The organism is Streptococcus gwangjuense, assembly GCF_003627155.1.
GTDB lineage: Bacteria > Bacillota > Bacilli > Lactobacillales > Streptococcaceae > Streptococcus > Streptococcus gwangjuensis.
This window is the reverse complement of record NZ_CP032621.1, coordinates 379,409-400,662: the sequence shown is the minus strand read 5'-3', so window position 1 is coordinate 400,662 and position 21,254 is coordinate 379,409. Positions and strand designations below refer to the sequence as shown.

General features: G+C 39.7%; 22 protein-coding genes and 1 riboswitch. Of the genes, 7 read left to right on the top strand and 15 right to left on the bottom strand.

Going from position 1 to position 21,254, the window contains the following annotated elements:
- Positions 1-82 precede the first annotated feature (82 nt).
- A riboswitch (TPP riboswitch) is annotated at positions 83-171 on the bottom strand.
- A gap of 156 nt (positions 172-327) precedes the next feature.
- Complete coding sequence (gene lctO, locus D7D53_RS01845; RefSeq protein ID WP_000120723.1) at positions 328-1,464, bottom strand: L-lactate oxidase; 1,137 nt, start codon at positions 1,462-1,464, stop codon at positions 328-330.
- 215 nt (positions 1,465-1,679) lie between these two features.
- On the opposite strand from lctO, the gene D7D53_RS01840 reads away from it, so the two are divergent.
- Genes D7D53_RS01840 through D7D53_RS01825 form a run of 4 tightly spaced genes read left to right on the top strand, consistent with a single transcriptional unit; the run spans position 1,680 to position 4,634 of the window.
- Positions 1,680-2,360 (top strand): amino acid ABC transporter permease, encoded by a 681-nt coding sequence (locus D7D53_RS01840; RefSeq protein ID WP_120769946.1) that lies wholly within the window; start codon positions 1,680-1,682, stop codon positions 2,358-2,360.
- Positions 2,320-2,997 (top strand): amino acid ABC transporter permease, encoded by a 678-nt coding sequence (locus D7D53_RS01835; protein ID WP_120769945.1) that lies wholly within the window; start codon positions 2,320-2,322, stop codon positions 2,995-2,997. Before D7D53_RS01840 ends, D7D53_RS01835 begins: the two co-directional genes overlap by 41 nt.
- Positions 2,998-3,756 carry an amino acid ABC transporter ATP-binding protein gene (locus tag D7D53_RS01830; protein WP_000005009.1) on the top strand — a complete coding sequence of 253 codons (759 nt, stop codon included), beginning with the start codon at positions 2,998-3,000 and terminating at the stop codon, positions 3,754-3,756.
- An 11-nt stretch (positions 3,757-3,767) separates the two neighbouring features.
- Entirely contained in the window at positions 3,768-4,634 is an 867-nt protein-coding gene (locus tag D7D53_RS01825; RefSeq protein ID WP_120769944.1) for a cysteine ABC transporter substrate-binding protein, read from the top strand.
- Between the two features lie 68 nt (positions 4,635-4,702).
- Here the strand turns inward: D7D53_RS01825 and D7D53_RS01820 are convergent, their stop codons facing one another.
- Genes D7D53_RS01820 through D7D53_RS01810 form a run of 3 tightly spaced genes read right to left on the bottom strand, consistent with a single transcriptional unit; the run spans position 4,703 to position 9,515 of the window.
- Positions 4,703-8,107 (bottom strand): G5 domain-containing protein, encoded by a 3,405-nt coding sequence (locus D7D53_RS01820; protein ID WP_120769943.1) that lies wholly within the window; start codon positions 8,105-8,107, stop codon positions 4,703-4,705.
- 46 nt (positions 8,108-8,153) lie between these two features.
- On the bottom strand, positions 8,154-8,585 hold the full coding sequence (locus D7D53_RS01815) for a hypothetical protein (RefSeq protein WP_120769942.1): 432 nt from the start codon (positions 8,583-8,585) through the stop codon (positions 8,154-8,156).
- A gap of 18 nt (positions 8,586-8,603) precedes the next feature.
- Positions 8,604-9,515, bottom strand: a complete 912-nt coding sequence (locus D7D53_RS01810) for a hypothetical protein (RefSeq protein WP_120769941.1) — start codon at positions 9,513-9,515, stop codon at positions 8,604-8,606.
- Between the two features lie 96 nt (positions 9,516-9,611).
- On the opposite strand from D7D53_RS01810, the gene D7D53_RS01805 reads away from it, so the two are divergent.
- Entirely contained in the window at positions 9,612-9,848 is a 237-nt protein-coding gene (locus D7D53_RS01805; RefSeq protein WP_245941803.1) for a helix-turn-helix domain-containing protein, read from the top strand.
- A 277-nt stretch (positions 9,849-10,125) separates the two neighbouring features.
- Here D7D53_RS01805 and pyrE read toward each other — a convergent pair whose 3' ends face one another.
- The 7 genes from pyrE to typA all read right to left on the bottom strand — a co-directional run bounded on the left by pyrE (position 10,126) and on the right by typA (position 17,630).
- Entirely contained in the window at positions 10,126-10,758 is a 633-nt protein-coding gene (pyrE, locus tag D7D53_RS01800; RefSeq protein ID WP_120769940.1) for an orotate phosphoribosyltransferase, read from the bottom strand.
- A 33-nt stretch (positions 10,759-10,791) separates the two neighbouring features.
- Positions 10,792-11,493, bottom strand: a complete 702-nt coding sequence (gene pyrF / locus D7D53_RS01795) for an orotidine-5'-phosphate decarboxylase (protein ID WP_120769939.1) — start codon at positions 11,491-11,493, stop codon at positions 10,792-10,794.
- A gap of 232 nt (positions 11,494-11,725) precedes the next feature.
- Positions 11,726-12,979: a cell division protein FtsQ/DivIB gene (locus D7D53_RS01790; protein WP_120769938.1), complete on the bottom strand. Its 1,254-nt coding sequence runs from the start codon at positions 12,977-12,979 to the stop codon at positions 11,726-11,728.
- A 9-nt stretch (positions 12,980-12,988) separates the two neighbouring features.
- Positions 12,989-14,047, bottom strand: a complete 1,059-nt coding sequence (locus D7D53_RS01785) for a UDP-N-acetylglucosamine--N-acetylmuramyl-(pentapeptide) pyrophosphoryl-undecaprenol N-acetylglucosamine transferase (protein ID WP_120769937.1) — start codon at positions 14,045-14,047, stop codon at positions 12,989-12,991.
- Between the two features lies 1 nt (position 14,048).
- Positions 14,049-15,401 carry a UDP-N-acetylmuramoyl-L-alanine--D-glutamate ligase gene (gene murD / locus D7D53_RS01780; protein ID WP_120769936.1) on the bottom strand — a complete coding sequence of 451 codons (1,353 nt, stop codon included), beginning with the start codon at positions 15,399-15,401 and terminating at the stop codon, positions 14,049-14,051.
- Between the two features lie 113 nt (positions 15,402-15,514).
- Positions 15,515-15,769 carry a DUF3165 family protein gene (locus tag D7D53_RS01775; protein WP_000262673.1) on the bottom strand — a complete coding sequence of 85 codons (255 nt, stop codon included), beginning with the start codon at positions 15,767-15,769 and terminating at the stop codon, positions 15,515-15,517.
- A gap of 19 nt (positions 15,770-15,788) precedes the next feature.
- Entirely contained in the window at positions 15,789-17,630 is a 1,842-nt protein-coding gene (gene typA / locus D7D53_RS01770) for a translational GTPase TypA (RefSeq protein WP_000164111.1), read from the bottom strand.
- A gap of 161 nt (positions 17,631-17,791) precedes the next feature.
- On the opposite strand from typA, the gene D7D53_RS01765 reads away from it, so the two are divergent.
- Entirely contained in the window at positions 17,792-18,517 is a 726-nt protein-coding gene (locus D7D53_RS01765; protein ID WP_120769935.1) for a 16S rRNA pseudouridine(516) synthase, read from the top strand.
- Between the two features lie 33 nt (positions 18,518-18,550).
- Here the strand turns inward: D7D53_RS01765 and D7D53_RS01760 are convergent, their stop codons facing one another.
- The 4 genes from D7D53_RS01760 to D7D53_RS10130 are packed head-to-tail and all read right to left on the bottom strand — an operon-like array spanning position 18,551 to position 20,769.
- Complete coding sequence (locus D7D53_RS01760; RefSeq protein WP_000259257.1) at positions 18,551-18,934, bottom strand: rhodanese-like domain-containing protein; 384 nt, start codon at positions 18,932-18,934, stop codon at positions 18,551-18,553.
- Positions 18,934-19,203, bottom strand: coding sequence for a YqgQ family protein (locus D7D53_RS01755; RefSeq protein ID WP_049550684.1), 270 nt, complete (start codon positions 19,201-19,203; stop codon positions 18,934-18,936). Before D7D53_RS01755 ends, D7D53_RS01760 begins: the two co-directional genes overlap by 1 nt.
- 47 nt (positions 19,204-19,250) lie before the next feature.
- Positions 19,251-19,847 (bottom strand): response regulator transcription factor, encoded by a 597-nt coding sequence (locus D7D53_RS01750; protein WP_120769934.1) that lies wholly within the window; start codon positions 19,845-19,847, stop codon positions 19,251-19,253.
- Positions 19,828-20,769 (bottom strand): sensor histidine kinase, encoded by a 942-nt coding sequence (locus tag D7D53_RS10130; protein ID WP_245941811.1) that lies wholly within the window; start codon positions 20,767-20,769, stop codon positions 19,828-19,830. The genes D7D53_RS01750 and D7D53_RS10130 overlap by 20 nt, the downstream gene beginning before the upstream one ends.
- Before the next feature lie 321 nt (positions 20,770-21,090).
- On the opposite strand from D7D53_RS10130, the gene D7D53_RS10125 reads away from it, so the two are divergent.
- A complete protein-coding gene (locus D7D53_RS10125; RefSeq protein ID WP_020901949.1) occupies positions 21,091-21,243 on the top strand; it encodes a hypothetical protein in 153 nt (50 codons plus the stop codon).
- The last annotated feature ends 11 nt before the right edge of the window (positions 21,244-21,254 follow it).

The window sequence follows — 21,254 nt, the reverse complement described above, 5'->3', positions numbered from 1 at the left end:
TTTGTATAAACAAAAAAAACTCCAATTACAATCGAGAATTAGAGTTGACTTACAAGATCAGATCGTTCATTTCGCTATACGAAAAAAACTGTTCACATTTCCCTTCGCCAGTCTTAACTGTATCAGGTTCAATGGGTATCATCTCAGCTTAAAGCACCCCAAATGTCTTTATTATTTAATTACTGCACCAGTATAGCAAAAAATGAAAGCCCTAGCAAGATATTTGATTGAAAAATATATTTATATAGACTTTTATATGATTTTCCTTTATTCAAACGTTTAAAACACAAACAAAAACCTCCACATTCAGTGGAGGCAATATTTTTATCAATACAATTTTAAGTCGCGTGGGTCAACTGGGAAGGTTGGGTTGTATGGGTTGTGACGGAGTTTGAAGTGTTTGACATCTTCAATAGTCTGAGTTCCAGATAACTGCATAACTGTCTTCAATTCTGCATTCAAGTGTTCAAAGACTTGGCGTACACCGACACTACCACCAAGGGCCAAGCCATAGATAACAGGGCGACCAATAGCTACCAAGTCTGCTCCTGAAGCCAAGGCTTTAAAGACGTGTTGACCACGACGAATACCTGAGTCAAAGACAATTGGTACGCGTTTGTCAACTGCTTCTGCTACTTCTTGAAGTGAGTCAAAGGCAGCTGGTCCACCGTCGATTTGGCGACCACCATGGTTGGTTACCCAGATACCAGAAGCTCCCGCAGCAAGCGAACGTTCAACGTCCTCACGGCATTGTGGTCCCTTGACATACACAGGAAGTCCTGAGTATTCAGCAATAAATTCTACATCACGTGGAGACAAGCGTTGTTTAGCTGATTTGTAAACAAAGTCCATTGATTTACCAGCACCTTCTGGCAGGTATTCTTCAACAATCGGCATGCCAACTGGGAAGACAAAACCATTACGCTTGTCCACCTCACGATTGCCTCCTACAGTCGCATCTGCTGTCAAGACAATCGCTTTGTAGCCTTCAGCCTTCACACGGTCCATAATGTGGCGGTTAATGCCATCGTCCTTACTAAAGTAAAATTGGAACCAGTGAGGTGTCCCTTGAAGGGCTTCTGTAATTTCTGGAAGATCTACAGTAGAGTAAGAACTAGTTGTATAGAGGGACCCAAACTCATGCACGCCACGCGCAGTCGCCACTTCACCCTGTTCATTTGCCAATTTATGAGCCGCAACAGGCGCCATAATGATTGGTGAAGACAATTTTTCACCAGCAAATTCAATCTCTGTACTTGGATTTTCTACATTGCAAAGCGTATGCGGAACAATGAGCTTGTGGTTAAAGGCACGAATATTCTCACGTAAAGTGAAAGTATCTTCCGCCCCACTAGCGATATAGCCAAAGGCTGCTTTAGGAATAACTTGTTGCGCCATTGGCTCCAAATCATAGGTATTGATGAAATCTACATGACCTTCTGCATTGCTTGTTTTGTATGACATAAAATGTCCTCCTTAATAAGTAAGCGTTTACTTTGTATATTACAAAAATATCTTAACTCTTTTTTCAAAACTTTTCAAATATTTTGTTTGGAAATTTCAGAAATTTTATGTCTATGATAAAAAATCCTTATAACGGCAATAAAAAATAGATATTATCCAAAGAAGATTTTAAGTGCTACAATAACTGTATTATTTCTAGATGGGAGGTTCTATTTTTGGATTGGTCCATTGTTGAACAATATCTACCACTATATCAAAAGGCATTCTTTCTGACCTTGCATATTGCAGTTTGGGGAATTCTGGGATCCTTTCTGCTCGGTTTAATCGTTAGTATCATCCGACATTATCGAATCCCTGTTTTGGCGCAAGTAGCGACAGCCTACATTGAATTGTCACGTAATACGCCCCTTTTGATTCAACTCTTCTTTCTCTACTTCGGTCTTCCTAGAGTAGGGATTGTCCTATCTTCAGAAGTCTGTGCCACTTTAGGACTGGTCTTTTTAGGAGGCTCCTATATGGCAGAATCTTTCCGAAGTGGGCTGGAAGCCGTCAGTCAAACCCAGCAGGAGATTGGATTAGCAATTGGTCTGAGACCTGTACAGGTCTTTCGCTATGTGGTTCTGCCACAAGCAACAGCGGTGGCACTCCCCTCCTTTAGTGCCAATGTCATTTTCCTCATCAAGGAAACCTCTGTTTTCTCAGCAGTGACTTTGGCCGACCTCATGTACGTCGCCAAGGACTTGATTGGGCTCTATTATGAGACAGACATTGCGCTGGCTATGTTAGTAGTTGCTTACCTTATCATGTTGCTACCCATCTCTCTGCTCTTTAGTTGGATAGAAAGGAGGCTCCGCCATGCAGGATTCGGGAATCCAAGTACTCTTCCAGGGAAATAATCTCCTGAGAATCTTACAGGGATTAGGTGTCACAATTGGCATTTCTTTCCTGTCTGTCCTCTTATCCATGATGTTCGGAACAGTCATGGGAATCATCATGACCTCCCATTCTAGAATCATACGATTTTTAACACGATTGTATCTGGAATTTATCCGTATTATGCCCCAACTAGTGCTGCTCTTCATCGTTTATTTCGGCTTGGCTCGAAACTTTAATATCAATATCTCAGGTGAGACTTCAGCTATTATCGTTTTTACCCTCTGGGGAACAGCTGAAATGGGGGACTTGGTCCGTGGAGCCATCACTTCCCTCCCTAAGCATCAGTTTGAAAGTGGACAGGCGCTAGGTTTGACCAATGTTCAACTTTACTACCACATCATCATCCCACAGGTTTTGAGAAGATTACTTCCACAAGCCATCAATCTTGTCACTCGGATGATCAAAACCACTTCCTTGGTTGTTTTGATTGGGGTTGTTGAGGTTACCAAGGTTGGACAACAAATCATTGATAGCAATCGCCTGACCATCCCAACCGCTTCCTTCTGGATTTATGGAACCATTCTTGTCTTATATTTCGCAGTTTGCTTTCCTATTTCCAAACTATCCACTCACTTAGAAAAACATTGGAGGAACTAAATGTCTGAAACTATCTTAGAAATCAAGGAACTAAAAAAATCCTTCGGAGACAATCCCATCCTCCAAGGACTTTCTCTAGAAATCAAAAAAGGGGAAGTTGTCGTCATTCTAGGACCTTCTGGTTGTGGGAAAAGTACCCTGCTTCGTTGCCTCAATGGCTTAGAAAGTATTCAAGGAGGAGATATCCTGCTGGATGGTCAGTCTATCGTTGAAAATAAAAAAGACTTTCACCTAGTTCGCCAAAAGATTGGCATGGTCTTTCAAAGCTATGAACTCTTTCCCCATCTGGATGTCCTACAGAACCTCATCCTAGGTCCTATCAAGGCTCAGGGAAGAGACAAGAAGGAAGTAACGGAAGAAGCTTTGCAACTACTTGAACGTGTCGGTTTGCTAGATAAACAACATAGCTTTGCTCGTCAATTGTCTGGTGGACAGAAGCAACGGGTTGCAATTGTCCGTGCCCTACTCATGCATCCAGAAATTATCCTCTTTGACGAAGTGACGGCTTCACTGGACCCAGAAATGGTGCGTGAAGTTCTGGAACTGATCAATGATTTGGCCCAAGAAGGGCGCACCATGATTTTAGTAACTCACGAAATGCAGTTTGCCCAAGCCATTGCCGATCGGATTATCTTCCTCGACCAAGGGAAAATCGCTGAAGAAGGAACGGCTCAAGCCTTCTTTACCAATCCTCAAACCAAACGAGCCCAGGAATTTTTAAATGTCTTTGACTTTAGCCAATTTGGCTCATATCTATAAAGGAGATTTTTATGAAACTACTCAAACCACTCTTAACTGTTTTAGCACTTGCCTTTGCCCTTATCTTTGTCACAGCTTGTAGCTCAGGTGGAAACGCAGGTTCATCGTCTGGTAAAACCACTGCCAAGGCTCGCACAATCGATGAAATCAAAAAAAGCGGTGAGCTACGAATCGCCGTATTTGGAGACAAGAAACCGTTTGGTTACGTTGACAATGATGGTTCTTACCAAGGTTACGATATTGAGCTTGGGAACCAACTGGCACAAGACCTTGGTGTCAAGGTTAAATACGTTTCCGTCGATGCTGCTAACCGTGCTGAATACTTGATTTCAAACAAGGTAGATATTACTCTTGCCAACTTTACGGTAACTGACGAACGCAAGAAACAAGTTGATTTTGCCCTTCCTTACATGAAAGTTTCACTTGGTGTCGTATCGCCTAAGACTGGTCTCATTACAGATGTCAAACAATTAGAAGGTAAAACCTTGATTGTTACAAAAGGAACGACTGCTGAGACTTATTTTGAAAAGAATCATCCAGAAATCAAGCTCCAAAAATACGATCAATACAGTGACTCTTACCAAGCCCTTCTTGACGGACGTGGAGATGCCTTCTCTACTGACAATACTGAAGTCCTAGCTTGGGCGCTTGAAAATAAAGGATTTGAAGTCGGTATTACTTCCCTCGGTGATCCAGATACCATCGCAGCAGCAGTTCAAAAAGGAAACCAAGAATTGCTAGACTTCATCAATAAAGATATTGAAAAATTAGGCAAAGAAAACTTCTTCCATAAGGCCTATGAAAAAACACTTCACCCAACCTACGGTGACGCTGCTAAAGCAGATGACCTAGTTGTTGAAGGTGGAAAAGTCGACTAAGTTTTAAAAAGAAAAACGGACAAGACTAGAATTCTGATAATCAGAATCTTATCTTGTTCGTTTTTTATCTAGTCCATCATAGATGCAATCTCCATTATTGCAACAACGTTTGTTGGATTATCAGAAGTCAATGAATGATTTGCGAACCCAAGAGCAACACGGAATTGTACATTCTTGTTTGCTGGGCTATAACCATCTCCCATCATCATAGCTGCATAGTGACCTTTAGAGTGTTTCCATACAGTATAGAAGTAGTGAGCTAACGCTTTTTCATTTGTAAGACTTACAATATCCCAAACAGTTGTTGTTTCTGCTGTATTTTCAGTCATTGCATTTGTTTGTTTGTAGAATTCTGAATCATAAGCAGTTGACCAACGAGAACCATCAGGCCGTTTATGCTTACCTTCCTCCTTACCTTGGTAACGCAATGAACCGTGATCTGCCATTTCATTAGCACGAATATTGGCAACTCGAGTTAGTTCGCTATCATCTGCTGCGATGGTTGCAGGAGTCAAACCTTTACGAGTGCGTTCTTCATTAAGAAGCTCCATGAAGTGTTCATTAAGTTTACGATTATCTACAATTTGTTCAAGCTTATCAAGTTCTGCTTGAGAAAGGCGTGATACTTTCCAAACTGAGATAAGTCCCATGTCTCGAGGAAGTTCATCTCCGTCATCTGTTTCATCAACAGCTACACGGTCTTTATCAGCTTGAGAAAGATTGTCATGTAGATACTTAGCGCTACGGTGATCTTCATTGTTTGGATCCAAACCGTTTTCACCTAGACTCTTAATGTCTTTCCATGTACCATCAATGTCATAGTTATCATCAGTTGTTGGAACTACAACATCTGTTGGATCAGCGATACGTTTTTTCTTAGTACCATTATAGGTAATTGTGTCAACTGCATCCTTAGTTTCAACTAGCTCACGACTTTTAACAGTTCGTTCACCAGTTTTATTGTTTACTGAAATAATTTTGCGGTAACGCTTGAATCCGTCACGACCATTTTCAGTACGAGTTTCACCTTCGAAAAGGTTAGAATCATTTTCAGTACGAGAACCATGAGAAATTGTTTCAGTTTCTTCTTCAGTAACTTCAGACATCAATTTCTTAGTTCCATAATGAACAACTTTTTGTTTTGCTGGAACAGTGTTAATCAGTTCACGACTTACTTCCGTACGGTTTTGATTTTCATCATTGATGTACTTAACTTTATAAGTTTCCTTACCATTTACCGCATCTTCAACTCGCTCATCACCTTCAAAAAGTTCAGGATCAGCAACTCGTTTTTCACCTTCAGCAGTAATAACTTTGTCTTCATTAGCATAAGTGTAACGTTCTTTAGTTCCAACTTCGACTACTTCATCCACTGCTGGAACAGTTTCAGTATTGATTAGCTCACTCTTAACAAGTTTGCCATCTTCATAGTAGTCTTTGTAGTTTTCGATGATTTCACCGTTTTTACCTTTAGTTTTAACAACTCGTTGATCGTTGAAAAGTTTATCGCTTTTAACTTCAAGAGTATTGAAGTTTTCTCCAGCTTTGCGCTCAACTCGAGTTTTATTTTCTGTTAAAACTTTATGAGTTCCAACTCGAACAACCTCTTTAACCGGTTTTACTTCATCACTTTTAACCACAGATGAACGACCATTTCCGTAAACAATTGTAGTTTCAGTATAAGAACCTTTTTGACCCTTAGTTTCTACTACACGTTTTCCTTCATTTAATGTCTCATCTTTAACTTCTTCAGTTTCGTAATTTACTTCAACTGTTCGAGAAGTGCGACTTGTTTCCAAGTTTTCACCAGTTCCAATTTCTACAATTTCATCAACTGCTGGAACTTCATTTTCTCGTTTTTCATCACGAGAAACTTCCGTACCGTCTGGAGTGGTTACAACTGTAGTAACAAGTTCATAAGAACCATCTTTACCAGCTTGAATTACTTTTTTCTCACCTTTCGGAAGGTCTGGATTTGTGTTGCTAGTAACTTTATGTTCAACCTTGTGGTTTTCACGAGTTACAGTTTCAATATTTTTCTTAGCAACTTTTATTCCGACATGAACAACTCTATTTTTTGCCTCTTTTTGAGTAGATGAAACAAGAGTACGACCAGTTTCAACACCATCTTCAAGTGTTACAGTGAAAACTTCAAGTTTTTCACCATTTTGTCCGGTTTCTACCTCTTTTTCTACTCCAGCATCTAAGTTTTCATCTGGAACGTATTCTGTACCAGGAAGAATAGGAGTGCGAACCACCTCTTCTTTTGTAGTACGAACCACTTCTTTAGAAGTTTTAGTCCCAACATGGATAACTTTATCAACTGCAGGAGTTGTTTGAGTTCCTGTTGCTACACGACTAACTTCTACACCATTTTCAATGGTAATTGTGTAAGTTGTTTCTGTTTTTCCTGCAACACCTTCTTGAACAACTTGAGTTTCACCAACATTAAGATTTGCATCTGGGACATGTTGGACTCCAGGTTCAATTACAGAAGTTTCTACTTCAGTTCGAGTAGTTACAACTTTTTTAACTTCAGGCTGAGCTGGAATGGCTGGCTGAGTTTCTACAGCTGGTTTTCCATCTTCTGCTGGTTTAGCAGGCACTTCTGGTTTTGCTGGAGTAGCAGGTTTAATAACTTCTTCAGTTGTTTTTTCACCAACTACAGTATTAGTTTTACCAGTTTCAACTTGTTCTTTGTTTCCTGGTAAAGTTGCTTGGTTATTACCTTCAACCTTATCTTTTTTCTCTTCTAAAGTTTTTTCTTCTTTAGTTGGAGTACCAGTTGTTTGGTCTTTGTTTTCTGGAACAGTTGGAGTTGTAACTTTAGTTTCAACTTCTTTTTTCTCTTCCTTTTTATCTAAGACCTTATCTTTTTCTGGTTTAGCTTCAGGCAATGCAGGCTGAACTTCTGGAGTGCCTTTTTCGATAATTACCAATTCTGGCAGTTTAGGCTGAACTGCTGGGATGCCTTTATCATCTTTAACTTCAACCTTTTTAGTTAGGTTATCAGATTTTTTCAATATTTTATTATCTTTATTAGCTACTTCTAATCTAGAAACTTGCTCAACTGCGTCTTCACCCTCAGTTCTTACCTGTGACTTAAGCTTTTCCTCTACCTTCTTTATTTCTGATGATTTTTCATATGATTTATCGAGAGATTTAATCGAATCTTCAGAACCAACTTTTTTAGTAGCTACAAATGCTTTAGCCAATTCCTCTTTGGCATCTACTTTAGGTAGAAAACTCTTCTCTGTTTCTTTAATAGTATCAGTTGTTGTGTATTCTTTTTCTTTTGAAGAAGAGTCTGAAACGGTAACACTTTCACATTGTCCTTGATTTTGACTCGATTGATTTTGCAACACAACTGTTCCAACTGAAATTCCTAAAAGCGCTACAATTGCTGCTGAGATTACCCAACCTCTTCTACCTTTTTTCAAAGTCTTTTTTTCATTAGTATTTTGTCTATCCATCTTTATTTTCCTGACTTCTCAATGATTATACTTTTACATACTTACACTATCTAATATATTTTTTTGAAAAAAGATAATTTCTAACAGTACCTATAATGCCTCCTAGGCTACATGTAAATAAAATCAAAATAAAAATGGAAAAGCTATCGCCAATTACTTTAATACTATATAGATAATTAAAAATTAAAAATAAAGGTAGCGAAATCGGCAGTATAGTACAGCTCACAGCAGCTCGTCTCATTTCTTTGGTCTCTCCACTCATAAACCAAGTCAAAGGTAAAAATCGCATCCAGTTTAGATATTCTTTCTGTTGGACTTTTTCTTCAAACAAATGAGTAAATAAAGTATAAAACGGCAATGCGACATAGTAAGTTGCTTTGACTAAAAAGTACATTACAGTTATAAAAATGGCAAAACCCCACCACATATCTCTAACTGTTTGATCAATATCACTCTCATATTTCGGTTTTCCAAACATCTTATTTCTCCTAATCTATTATTTCATTAAATTTGTAAATGTATTAATTGTTGTCATTTTGTTATTGTAATCAACTTTTCTTTGTAATTCTTGAAACTGATAATTTAATTGCTCTGTCCTCATCATGTCTTCATACATATTTTGCGCTTGTCCTACGTCATAGGCTCTACCTTGATCAATTACATTAACCATATAAGCAAAAGCATCAAAATGAATATCTAACCCTGCTTGTTGCCTTGCATAAACAAATGGAATACTATTCAATTTCTCCATACAATAGTTTCTAGCTTGAGCAACTTCATCCTTATGTTTTTTTACTTGATCTGCTATTGGTTTTTCATGCTTCACTCGTTGATAAGCAAAATAAATTGGAGACCATAGCAGAACCCATGCTCCCACCCAAAGGGAGTATTCAAAAGGTTTACTTAAGATTCCTAAACCAGAACTAGAAAATTCACCAAGTCTATCTATATAGGCAACTAAGAACAATGAACCTAAAATTCTGAAAATCCATCCCAAAACACTTAATTTCGGGTTGATAAGAGAAACATGTTTTCCATCTACTATATAAAAATACTTAGTCAGATCTTCTACTCTTTTAGACCAAATAGCAGCTTCAACTATTAAGTTTCTACTACGTTTAGGCTCTTCTATTGTCGAAAGATATTCTTGTAAAACAGTCTGGTATGATTGCGGATTAACGATAGGATAATATTCATATTTTTTGCCTTCTGCAGTAATGACATCAAGAGAATGGTATGCACCATTATCAAAAACTTCAGACCAATGTTTATTTGGTAACCTCCCTTTTACATAGGCTTCCCAAATAGTCCATTCATCAAACAAATCTGACTTAGATTCATCCGGAATAATTCCTAAAAAATAATCTAACTCATTCTCCTCTTGAGAAATAATTTCACTCTTATTCATTTATAACTCTCCTTTCCTAGTTATTTTATCATATTGTGGATATATACACAATATGAAGTCAGATACTTTTTTCTTATAATTAAATAAAAGGAGTTGATGACGATAATCAGTTTTAACCCACTCTGGGCTACAATGAAGAAAAAAGAAGTTTCTCAATACAAGTTATTAAAATCTGGAGTTGATAACAAAACTCTTGACAGCTTAAAGAAAAATAAAAACATAACTTTACTAACTCTAGAAAAGCTATGTCACATTTTAGATTGTCTTCCAAATGATATCGTTGAATTTATCGAAGAAACTCCCGATTCTAATATTCGTAACACATTTACCTAGTTCTAATATTTATTCTTATGTCATAATATCTACGTTATCTACCCTCCCTACCATTGTTCACAATATAAAACAAGTAATACTCTTCAAACCACGTCAGCTTCGCCTTGGATTATATATGTGACTGACTTCGTCAGTCTTATCTACAACCTCAAAGCAGTGCTTTGAACAATCTGCGGCTAGCTTCCTAGTTTGCTTTTTGATTTTCATTGAGTATAAGATCCAATAACATCACAAAAAGAAATCAGGTAATCCTAGTGACTACCTGATTTTCTATGTCTTAAGCATTTTGCCAATTTTCTTGGTCTTCTTTAAAGCTTTTTAGAAGGTCGAGCCCTTCTGGTGTGATGTAACCTTCTTCTTGAGCTAGGTGAATGAGTTCACTGTAGTTAGAAAGTGTTAACAGCTTAACACCTGCGTCTGAGAAATTCTTATCTGCTTTTGGTAATTGGTAGCTGAAAATCGCGACCACTCCAAGAACGTCAGCTCCTTCTCGCTTGGCTGCTGCCACGGCATCGAGAACAGAACCACCTGTTGAAATAAGGTCTTCAACCACTACCATCTTTTGTCCCTCAGCTACGCGGCCTTCGATTTGATTACCAGCACCGTGGTCTTTTGGTTTGCTACGGATGTAGGCAAAAGGTAGATCCATCTTATCAGCAATAATAGCTCCGTGTGGAATCCCTGCTGTTGCAGTTCCTGCAATCACCTCAACCTCTGGAAAGGTCTCTTTGATAGCATCTACAAAGCCATTTTCAATTAGGCTACGAGTTTCTGGATAGGCAAGAGTCACACGATTATCAGTGTAAATCGGTGACTTGATACCAGATGCCCAAGTGAAAGGCTCCTCTGGTTTGAGGTAAACGGCTTGGATTTTCAAGAGGTGGCTAGCGATATCTTTAGCAAGTGTCATGGTATTCTCCTTTTATTTTTCTAATCTATTTCTTTAATTCCAGTCCTGTGTCCATTCATCCTTGATGGCATGATAAGCTGCAACAGGATCTTTAGCTTGGGTAATGGGACGTCCCACTACGATATAGTCACTACCGATTTGATAGGCATCAGCAGGGGTCATCACACGTTTTTGATCTCCAACTGCAGCTCCTGCTGGACGAATACCCGGTGTCAGACAGATAAAATCTAGTTTGGTAGCCTGTTTGATGACTTGCACTTCCTGAGCCGAGCAAACAACACCATCTAATCCCGCTTCAGCTGTCTTCTTAGCATAATGAATCACAGACTCTTGCAGGCTGGTTTGGATATTTTGAAACTCCTGCATCTGAGCTTCTGATGTTGATGTGAGCTGAGTGACAGCGATCAATTTGGCTTGACTTCCAAGACCTTCACGCGCAGCCTTCATCATCTCTACACCACCAGCCGCATGAACATTGGTCATGTCTACACCAAGCTGAGACAAGATCTTCATGGCTGACTTGACTGTATTGGGAATGTCATGAAGTTTAAGATCAAGAAAGACGCTATGTCCCAAGTTTTTTAAATAGGAAATAATCTCAGGCCCCGTTGCGTAATAAAGCTCCATCCCTACCTTTAGATAAAGGCTTTCTTCTACTGGGAAAAGAGCTAAAAATTCCTTGACCGCCTCAAAACTAGGAAAATCAAGAGCAATAACTGGACGATGTTCTCGCATAGGTTTCTCCTTTTACCTTTGCTAGTGAGAGAGTCTGGCCACAAGAAGCCACGAAAAAAGGAACCTGCCAACAGCAAGGTTCCACGAAAAATGGGTAGTCTCCACCCTTTCACCGTCTAACCTTAGCTGCCTCTCTGGACTGCTTTAAAGGTTTTTTACTATTCTATTATTTCTACTAGCACTTGTCAAGTAAAAACATGGTCACTAAAGAGCTATAGAAAAAAAGCTAAACCTAGCGACGCGATGAACGCTGACTTGTTTGATTTCGATTGCTCTCTTCCTCCAATTTTTTCTTCTCTTCTTCCAATTTATTCTGCTGTTCTTCCAGTCTTTTCTTCTCTTCCTCTTTTTGTTTCTTCTCAGCTTCCTTAGCCTCTTGTTTGGCTTTTTCTTCTGCCTCCATAATTAATTTATCCGCCACAGTGTAGCTGTAAATTCCAGCTTCCATGTCAATCACACTCGGTTCTGACAATTGTGGCTTAATCTTACTGTAATATGGCAGTTTCTTACTCATTTCAGAAAGGGGAACCAAGACTTCGTCCGAATCATTCATGGTCAATCGAATTAAATCGGAAGTCACCTTGCTTGGGGCTAATTCCACCTTTTGGATAGCCGCCTTGAGTTCTGGGCTAATTTGAGCAAGCTCTGACGTAAAGGTCTTGATTTGTTCGCTGTCATTAAAGAGAACTGATAAATAAGTTTCTGGCAGACTCACCAAACTCACCGCACTGCTCTCAAGCTGACCACTTGAAAGGATTGGATAATGACTTTCTCCAGAAACATAGTAGGCCACAATATCATATTCCTTGACCTTGATAGTAAACTTGGTTGGAAATTGATAGACAAGCTGAGCTGATTCAACCCAATAGTTAGACTTGATCTGCTCTTCATATTTTGCCTTATCTAGCAGAAGGTTAATTGTATAATCCGAATCCTGAATGCCTGAAGCCTGTCGAATATCATCAGCTGTAGTTTGCACTGTTCCCTCAACACGAATATCCTTCATGGTCGCATAAGGGCTGAGCAAGTAGGCAGAGATAACCAATAAAAGCAGACTGAGAAACAAAATCGAGATAGCCCGCCAGATATGAACTCCTGGAATTTTCGGTTTGACCGGTTTTTCCTTCACAGGCTTTTTCTCTATTTTTTTATCCCGTTTATCCTCTTTCTCTGTCTTTTTAGACTTTGGTTCTTCTTTGGATGCTTCTTTTTTGACGTCTTCTGACTCTTCTACTTTTTCCTTAGCATCTTCCTTAGCTGATTTTGGGTCTTTTGGATCAGATTCACTCTCTTGGTCCTCAGTTGCATCTGACTTTTCAGATTTTGAAGCCATTCGAGCTTGTCTTTCCTTTTCCTTCTTCTCAGCTAGGGCCGCCTCTTCTTCAGCCTTCTTTTTTAGATATTCTTGGTTTCGTTTCTGCCATTCTGATAACTCTTTAAATTCTTCGAGGATTTCTTTGCCCTCATTTTTCTTATCTTTTGACATTTACTTTCCTTATGATAAATCTTTTTTCAACAATTGGTAAAAATCTGCTAGAGATTTCAATTCCTTAGAAGCCTTCATCTTAGCCTGGTAATCTTCCTTGTGACTTAGTAAGTGAGAAAGCTTCTCTTCCAAACTATCCAAGGTCAAATCACTTTCTTGAAGCTCTTCTGCATATCCTTTCTTAACAAAGTAGGCTGCATTTTCAATTTGGTCACCACGACTTGCCTCACGACCAAGTGGCACTATGACATGTAATTTTGCCATCGCCAAGAGCTCAAAAATCGTATTAGCACCACCTCGTGTCACAACAATGTCAGCCAATTCCATCAAGGGTTGATAGAGATTGGTCACATAGTCAACACGAAAAAGATTTTGGCTCAACTCGTTCAGGCTAGAATCTCCAGTTAAATTGACAATATTGTATCGCTCTGTCAGTTCTTTCTTATGGTCTGTCACCAATTGGTTAAAGACACGAGCGCCTGCAGAACCGCCGACAAACAGCACTGTTGGCAATTTTGGATTAAAGTGGGTTTGGATATCCACCAATTCATCTGGTTCTGGAGTTTTTTGGTCTGAAACCTTGGTCACTGCCCCTACATGCTCGACCTTAGACAAACTTGAAGCTTGCTCAAATGTTGAATACATCTTCGTCGCAAATTTATAGGCTATTTTATTGGCCAAGCCCATAGATAGGTCCGATTCGTGAATAAAGACAGGCACTCCTGAAACACGTGCTGCGATAACTGGCGGCACTGAGACAAAACCTCCCTTTGAAAAAAGGGCCTGTGGACGAAGTCGCAACATGATAAAGAGCGATTGAACAATTCCCCAGCCAACTTTAAATACATCCAGCATATTTTGCCAAGAGAAATAACGACGCAATTTTCCAGTCGCAATGGAATGGAAGGTGACATCTAGACCCGACTTGAGGATTTCTTGGTGTTCGATACCACGTTTATCCCCAATATAGTGGACTTCCCAGCCATCTTCGATGAACTTGGGCATTAACAAAAGGTTGAGGGTCACGTGTCCAACCGTCCCCCCACCTGTAAAGACAATTTTTTTCATATTATTCCTTTAACTCCGCTACTGTGTCGATAAAGAGGTCGCCACGTACTTCAAAGTTAGCATACATATCCCAGCTGGCATTGGCAGGACTGAGAAGGACTACATCTCCTTGAGTCGCAAGTTCATAGGCCTTGCGGGTCGCATCTGCAATATCAGTCGCATCTACATAAGTCACACCAGCCTTATCTGCTGCCCGTTTGACACGTTCTGCTGACTGACCGAGGATGACCATCTTCTTAAGTCCAGTAATATCTGGAACCAATTCGTCAAACTCATTGCCACGGTCCAAACCACCTGCAATCAAGACTACCTTGCTGTTGTCAAATCCTGACAAGGCTTTTTGAGTAGCCAAGATATTGGTTGACTTGCTATCATTATAGAACTTGACACCCTTGATTTCATCCACAAATTGGAGACGGTGTTTAACACCACCGAAGGCTGAAAGAGTTTCCTTGATGGTTTGATTGTCTACACCACGAAGCTTAGCAACAGCAATCGTCGCAAGGGCATTTTCAACATTGTGGCTACCTGGAACACCGATTTCACTTGCGGCCATGACTACTTCCCCACGGAAGTAGAGCTGACCATCTTCCAGATAAGCTCCATCAACCTTTTCCTGTGTTGAGAATGGTACAACTGTAGCTTCTGTTTTAGTAGCCAATTCTTTTGCCAAGTCTTGGTTAAAGTTCAAGACAAGGAAATCAGCCGCTGTCATCTTGTTCTGGATATTCCACTTGGCTGCTACATATTCCTCAAAAGAACCATGATAATCAATATGAGTTGGCATGAGGTTGGTAATAACTGCAATCTCAGGATGGAATTCTTGAACGCCCATGAGTTGGAAAGAAGAAAGTTCCATGACAAGAGTGTCCTTGTCTGACGCAGTTTGGGCAACTTGACTAGCTGGATAGCCGATATTTCCTGATAAGAGACCATGTTGGCCAGCAACAGTCAAAACTTCCCCAATCATGGTCGTTGTGGTTGTTTTACCGTTCGAACCTGTGATACCGATAATTGGCGCTTCTGAAATCAAGTAAGCCAATTCCACCTCAGTCAAGACTGGAATTCCCTTGGCCAAAGCCTTTTCAATCATGGGATTGCTGTAAGGGATACCTGGATTTTTCACCATGAGGGCAAACTCTTCATCCAAGAGTTCCAAAGGATGGCCGCCTGTGATAACCTTGATCCCTTCTTCCAGCAAACTTTGCGCAGCTGGATTGTCCTCGAAAGGTTTTCCGTCATTTACCGTCACAATGGCACCCAGCTTATCCAACAAACGAGCTGCAGATTCACCAGACTTGGCCAAACCTAAAACAAGTACTTTCTTATTTTTAAATTGATCTATTACTTTCATGTCGCAAACTCCATTTCTACTCTTACTATTTTACCATTTTTATGGAAATAATTCTAAACGAAAATGCTCATATTCAGCATTCTAACAAGCAAAAAGAGAGCCGAAACTCTCTTTTATCTTCTTTTACTTTTACTGACCGACATGAGGGTAATATCTCGCAAGCTAAAGTATGCTAGGAAGAGCATAGCGATTGCGATAAAGAATTCTGTAGGTAGCTGAAAGATTTGCAGAACTGACAGCATAAGCAAAATCAAGAGTGCTACAAAAGCAAAGACGACAAGGACAATATTGACTGTCCCTTTAATGCTTTCTGGTGTCGCAAATACATAGAGTAGTAATAAGAGGAGTCCTATGATTAAATAAACCATCTTTATCTCTTTCTAGCTCTTATTCAGCTGATTTTTTCTTCTTGTTAGCTTTCTCACGCTCTGCCTTATTAAGGATTTGTTTACGCAAACGGATAGACTCAGGCGTTACTTCCATGTACTCATCGTCGTTCAAGAACTCAAGAGACTCTTCAAGTGTCAAGATACGAGGCGTCTTAATAACAGCTGTTTGGTCCTTAGTAGCTGAACGGACGTTGGTCATTTGTTTCGCCTTCGTGATGTTAACTGTCAAGTCGTTTTCACGAGAGTTTTCACCGATGATCATTCCTTCGTAAACTTCAGTACCTGGGTTGACAAAGATCGTACCACGTTCTTCGATAGACATGATTGAGTAAGTTGTAGCCTTACCAGCATCGATAGAAACAAGGGCACCACGGTGACGACCACCAATTTCCCCTGGAATCAATGGCAAGTATTGGTCGAAGGTATGGTTCATGATACCGTAACCACGAGTCATTGACAAGAACTCAGTTGAGTACCCAATCAAACCACGCGCAGGAACAAGGAAGACCAAACGAGTTTGACCGTTACCAGTTGAAATCATATCCAACATTTCACCCTTACGTTCAGAAAGGCTTTGGATAACAGACCCTTGGTATTCTTCTGGAGTGTCGATTTGTACACGCTCAAATGGCTCACATTTAACACCGTCGATTTCTTTTACGATAACTTCTGGACGAGATACTTGAAGTTCATATCCCTCACGACGCATTGTTTCGATAAGGATTGACAAGTGCAATTCTCCACGTCCTGAAACAGTCCATTTATCTGGTGAATCAGTTGGGTCAACACGAAGGGAAACGTCTGTTTGCAATTCTGCCTGCAAGCGTTCTTCTACCTTACGAGAAGTTACCCATTTACCTTCTTTACCAGCAAATGGTGAGTTGTTGACCAAGAATGTCATTTGAAGAGTTGGCTCATCGATGTGTAGGATTGGAAGAGCTTCAACTGCATCTGTTGGAGTGATGGTTTCACCGACAAAGATATCTTCCATACCTGAAACGGCAATCAAGTCACCTGCTTTTGCTTCTTGGATTTCACGACGTTCCAAACCAAAGAAACCGAAGAGTTTTGTAACACGGAAGTTTTTAGTTGTGCCGTCAAGTTTAGAAAGGGTAACTTGGTCCCCAACCTTAACAGTACCACGGAAGACACGACCGATACCGATACGTCCAACAAAGTCGTTGTAGTCCAAAAGTGATACTTGGAACTGTAAAGGCTCATCTGAGTTATCTACTGGAGCTGGGATGTGGTCGATAATCGTGTCAAAGATTGGTGCCATAGTAGCTTCTTGGTCAGCTGGGTCATCTGACAATGAAGAAGTTCCGTTGATCGCTGAAGCATACACCACTGGGAAGTCAAGCTGGTCGTCATCTGCACCAAGCTCGATGAAAAGTTCCAAGACTTCGTCCACTACTTCTGCTGGACGAGCTGATGGTTTATCGATTTTGTTAACAACAACGATTGGAACAAGATCTTGTTCCAAAGCTTTTTTCAATACGAAACGAGTCTGTGGCATTGTTCCTTCGTAGGCATCTACGACCAAGACAACACCGTCAACCATTTTCATGATACGCTCAACTTCTCCACCGAAGTCCGCGTGTCCTGGTGTGTCCATGATGTTGATACGAGTTCCGTTATAGGCAACGGCTGTATTTTTAGCAAGGATGGTAATTCCACGCTCTTTTTCGATATCGTTTGAGTCCATAGCACGCTCTGCCAATTCAGTACGTGCATCAAGCGTTTCTGATTGTTTCAATAATTCGTCAACGAGGGTTGTTTTACCGTGGTCAACGTGGGCGATAATCGCAATGTTACGGATATCTTCTCTAAGTTTTGTCATGATTTCCTCTATAATATTCAAAATTTATTTTCTAACTGAACGATTATACCATAATTTCAAGTAAATAACATAATTCAAGCAAGTGTAAATGTTTTCACTCTGCTTTTCTTTTCACGTCAAGCCTTTTCAAAGCAAGCGACTTATGATAAGATAGGCACAGTATGCGTTTAGATAATTTATTAGCCCAAGAAAAAATAAGCCGAAAGGCCATGAAACAAGCTTTACTCAAAGGGGACATTCTCGTCGATGGTTGCCCAGCCCGCTCCCTAGCTCAAAATATCGATACAGGACTACAAGAACTCCTTTTTCAGGACCGAATCATTCAAGGCTATGAGCACACCTATCTTATGCTTCATAAGCCTGCTGGTGTCGTTACAGCCAACAAAGACAGAGAACTTCAAACCGTCATGGACCTCCTTCCGCCTGACATCCAGTCTGACAAGCTCTATGCCGTCGGCCGACTAGACCGAGATACAACTGGACTCCTCCTCTTGACTGACAATGGCCCCTTGGGCTTTCAGCTCCTCCATCCCCAATATCATGTAGATAAGACTTACCAAGTTGAGGTTAATGGACTTCTAACACCTGACCATATCCAAGCATTTCAAAAGGGAATTGTCTTTTTAGATGGCACTGTCTGTAAACCTGCAAGACTAGAGATTCTATTTGCAAGTCTTTCCCACAGTCAAGCCTCTATTACCATCTCAGAAGGAAAATTTCATCAGGTTAAGAAAATGTTTCTATCTGTTGGTGTCAAGGTGACCTCACTCAAACGCACCCATTTTGGCCCTTGGAGTTTGGATGATAATCTTCAAGAGGGAGACTATCGCCTCCTCAACTCAGAAGAGCTGACAAGCATTCGTGAATTTCTCAGAAAAAGTGGTTAAAAAATGAGCTCGGAAACATCCAAGCTCGTTTTCTTATTTCTCAACTTTGACTTTCCCTTTCCAAGAATCCAATCCATAAGAAAGGATATAAATCTCAGAAAAACCTTGTTTTTTCAAGTAAAGGGCTGCATTTGTCACTCGTTGCGCACGTTGGTTTTCGTAGAGAAGGACAGGTTTATCCTTACGAAGGGCTGCAAGACTGGTCTTCAACTGACTTGAAGGAATATTGCGGGCACCAAGGATATGTTTTCTGTGGAATTCAGCTGGGTCGCGCAAATCAATCAATTGACCTGTACGAATCAAGGCTTCAAACTCCTCATTGTCCACGATTTTAGCCGCACGGCGAATACGAAGATAGTTAAAGCCCATCCACGCCAACATTGCCAGTATAAGTGCCCACAAAATCCAAGTAACCATTAGTTCATTTCTCCATTTTTCTCAATATAATCCAATTCTACCTTGTGCTCTCTGCGAAGAACTGCTTCTGCCTCTAGATAGTCTAATTTGTCCATCAACCCTGCATCGTAAATCCGAGAGAGTTCCAACTTCATCAGTTCAATATCATATAAGCGTTTTCCCATATAAACAATAATACCAAATCGTTTGAGGAATTGCTGCACATCATAGAATGTTTTCATAAGACTCATTCTAGCAAAATTTTGTGTTTTTTTCAAGAAGATACTCACACAAGAAGTAGCACAGAAATTAAAAAAGCTGCATCTTCTGCAACTTTTTAATCTGGTGGGAAATATCCCAACTGCTCAGCGATGTGAATCGCCTCCTGCCTGTTAGTCACTCCCAATTTTGAAAAGATATTGGCCAAGTGATTGGAAACTGTACGTTTACTCACATAGACCTTGTCACAGATATCATCAATGGTCAAGCCATTTCTAACCAGTTCTAGTATCTCGATTTCTCGTGGTGTTAACACCTCTACCATCACTTCAACTGAAAAGACCTTACCACCTAGATAAATCTTTTCCAGTTTTTTCACCAACTCATCTGGGTCCATACTTTTGTCCAAAAAGCCATAAGCCCCCATAACTTTAGCTCGGTGTTCATACATTTTTTTACTGTAACCTGTCAAAATCACAACCTTACTAGAACAACCATTGTCGATAATCTCTTGTGCCAAGGTCAGCCCATCATCTTGATACAGACTCGTCAGGTTGATATCAATCAAAATAATGTCGTAGTCATCAAAAGCAATCTCCGAAATAGTCGAAAAATTATCCACTAACTGGACCTTTTTAATGTTTTCCGATAACTCTAAAATCATCTTGATACTTTGGCTAAATAATTTATGATCATCAATTAACAAAATTTTCATAACACAACTCCTTATCAATCGGGAGAGTAATTTCTACACGAAATCTCTTATTATTTTCAAAAATCTGCATTTGACCACCTAAAACACTAATTTTATTAGACATATTTTTCAAGCCATAACCTAAGGATTTTTCTGTTTGAAGGCAGTCATTTTCAGAAATGATAAAAATAGTGTCATCATGCACATCAATCTTCAAAGAAATCGTTCCACCACTAGCGTACTTAACGGCATTGGTCGTCAATTCCTCAACCAGACGGTAGGCAATTTTATCGTAAGGAGATAAAAGTCTAAAGTGGACAGGAAACTGTGTGACAACTTCATTTTCTGCGTGATAGCGCTTGACAATCCGATTAATCAGCCCTTGATACTGGATGTCTAACTGCTCGTCTGTTTCTACCATTGGCTGATAATAATCCATCCGCTCGCGAATCCGCTGAACCAACTCCTCTGTCACCAGATTGATCTGTTCACCAAAAGCTTGATTACTACTATATTTATTGAAATTTTTTATTGCCATCACATTTTGCAGGATTTCATTGTGAAGAAATTCGGAGAACTGTTGTTCTGTATCTTCATTTGCCAGCAGACTTTTCACCATACGGTTACGCTTTAAAAAGAGAACTTTTACATAATCCCTAGCATCTAGCATTTCAGCAGAACGAAAAAGGCGAATCAATTCTTCCGAACAAATCCCGAACAATAGTAACATGATATTCAAGACCAAAAAGCTCATGTTTAAGTCTAGACGAAAGATGATGAAAATACCTACTAACAAAAACATAACCAGTAAAAACAAGCGTGAAAAAGCTTTTATATAGGACAATTTCAACTCTGATACCCTTTTTTGAAGAGAGCTGACAATCGTTTTGAAGTGTAAAAAAGCTAAGATACCAAGAATTTCTAGATACCAGACTAGGTTCATCACTCCTGAGCCCCTCGTATTGATATACAAAAAGAAATAAGAAAGAGGCAATATTAAAGCTAATATCCACAAATTTCGTCTCTGATACTTGAGTTTACTTTTCAACTCTTTATGATATAAAATCAGTAAAATCAAGGGAACAAGGTTTAAAAAGAAAGACGCAAACAAGGACAGAAAGAGAAAAATTGAAGGACTTAACAGATACGAACTAATGGTGATTAGTGTCAACACAAAGGACACACTCAACAGTTCTTCTCCTATTTTCTCTCCCAGAAAGATAATAGACAGAGAACTATACACCAATAAAAAAGAGTTGAGCGGATGAAGAATATCAAAAAAGTGCAACAGGGTGCTCGCAACTCCTTGATTAAATATGGATTGCCAGCTAATGAGAAACATCATCAGGAGCAACCAAAGTTTCAACTCACTATACCGAAAGGTCACAATATTACAAATATAGCTAAATACAATTAAAGCAATAATCA

Coding starts and splice junctions, on each gene's coding strand:
- lctO (WP_000120723.1), bottom strand. CDS start 1,464: ATGTCATACAAAACAAGCAATGCAGAAGGTCATGTAGATTTCATCAAT.
- D7D53_RS01835 (WP_120769945.1), top strand. CDS start 2,320: ATGCAGGATTCGGGAATCCAAGTACTCTTCCAGGGAAATAATCTCCTG.
- D7D53_RS01830 (WP_000005009.1), top strand. CDS start 2,998: ATGTCTGAAACTATCTTAGAAATCAAGGAACTAAAAAAATCCTTCGGA.
- D7D53_RS01825 (WP_120769944.1), top strand. CDS start 3,768: ATGAAACTACTCAAACCACTCTTAACTGTTTTAGCACTTGCCTTTGCC.
- D7D53_RS01820 (WP_120769943.1), bottom strand. CDS start 8,107: ATGGATAGACAAAATACTAATGAAAAAAAGACTTTGAAAAAAGGTAGA.
- D7D53_RS01815 (WP_120769942.1), bottom strand. CDS start 8,585: ATGTTTGGAAAACCGAAATATGAGAGTGATATTGATCAAACAGTTAGA.
- D7D53_RS01810 (WP_120769941.1), bottom strand. CDS start 9,515: ATGAATAAGAGTGAAATTATTTCTCAAGAGGAGAATGAGTTAGATTAT.
- D7D53_RS01805 (WP_245941803.1), top strand. CDS start 9,612: ATGACGATAATCAGTTTTAACCCACTCTGGGCTACAATGAAGAAAAAA.
- pyrE (WP_120769940.1), bottom strand. CDS start 10,758: ATGACACTTGCTAAAGATATCGCTAGCCACCTCTTGAAAATCCAAGCC.
- pyrF (WP_120769939.1), bottom strand. CDS start 11,493: ATGCGAGAACATCGTCCAGTTATTGCTCTTGATTTTCCTAGTTTTGAG.
- D7D53_RS01790 (WP_120769938.1), bottom strand. CDS start 12,979: ATGTCAAAAGATAAGAAAAATGAGGGCAAAGAAATCCTCGAAGAATTT.
- D7D53_RS01785 (WP_120769937.1), bottom strand. CDS start 14,047: ATGAAAAAAATTGTCTTTACAGGTGGGGGGACGGTTGGACACGTGACC.
- murD (WP_120769936.1), bottom strand. CDS start 15,401: ATGAAAGTAATAGATCAATTTAAAAATAAGAAAGTACTTGTTTTAGGT.
- D7D53_RS01775 (WP_000262673.1), bottom strand. CDS start 15,769: ATGGTTTATTTAATCATAGGACTCCTCTTATTACTACTCTATGTATTT.
- typA (WP_000164111.1), bottom strand. CDS start 17,630: ATGACAAAACTTAGAGAAGATATCCGTAACATTGCGATTATCGCCCAC.
- D7D53_RS01765 (WP_120769935.1), top strand. CDS start 17,792: ATGCGTTTAGATAATTTATTAGCCCAAGAAAAAATAAGCCGAAAGGCC.
- D7D53_RS01760 (WP_000259257.1), bottom strand. CDS start 18,934: ATGGTTACTTGGATTTTGTGGGCACTTATACTGGCAATGTTGGCGTGG.
- D7D53_RS01750 (WP_120769934.1), bottom strand. CDS start 19,847: ATGAAAATTTTGTTAATTGATGATCATAAATTATTTAGCCAAAGTATC.
- D7D53_RS10130 (WP_245941811.1), bottom strand. CDS start 20,769: ATGAACCTAGTCTGGTATCTAGAAATTCTTGGTATCTTAGCTTTTTTA.
- D7D53_RS10125 (WP_020901949.1), top strand. CDS start 21,091: ATGAAGAATATCAAAAAAGTGCAACAGGGTGCTCGCAACTCCTTGATT.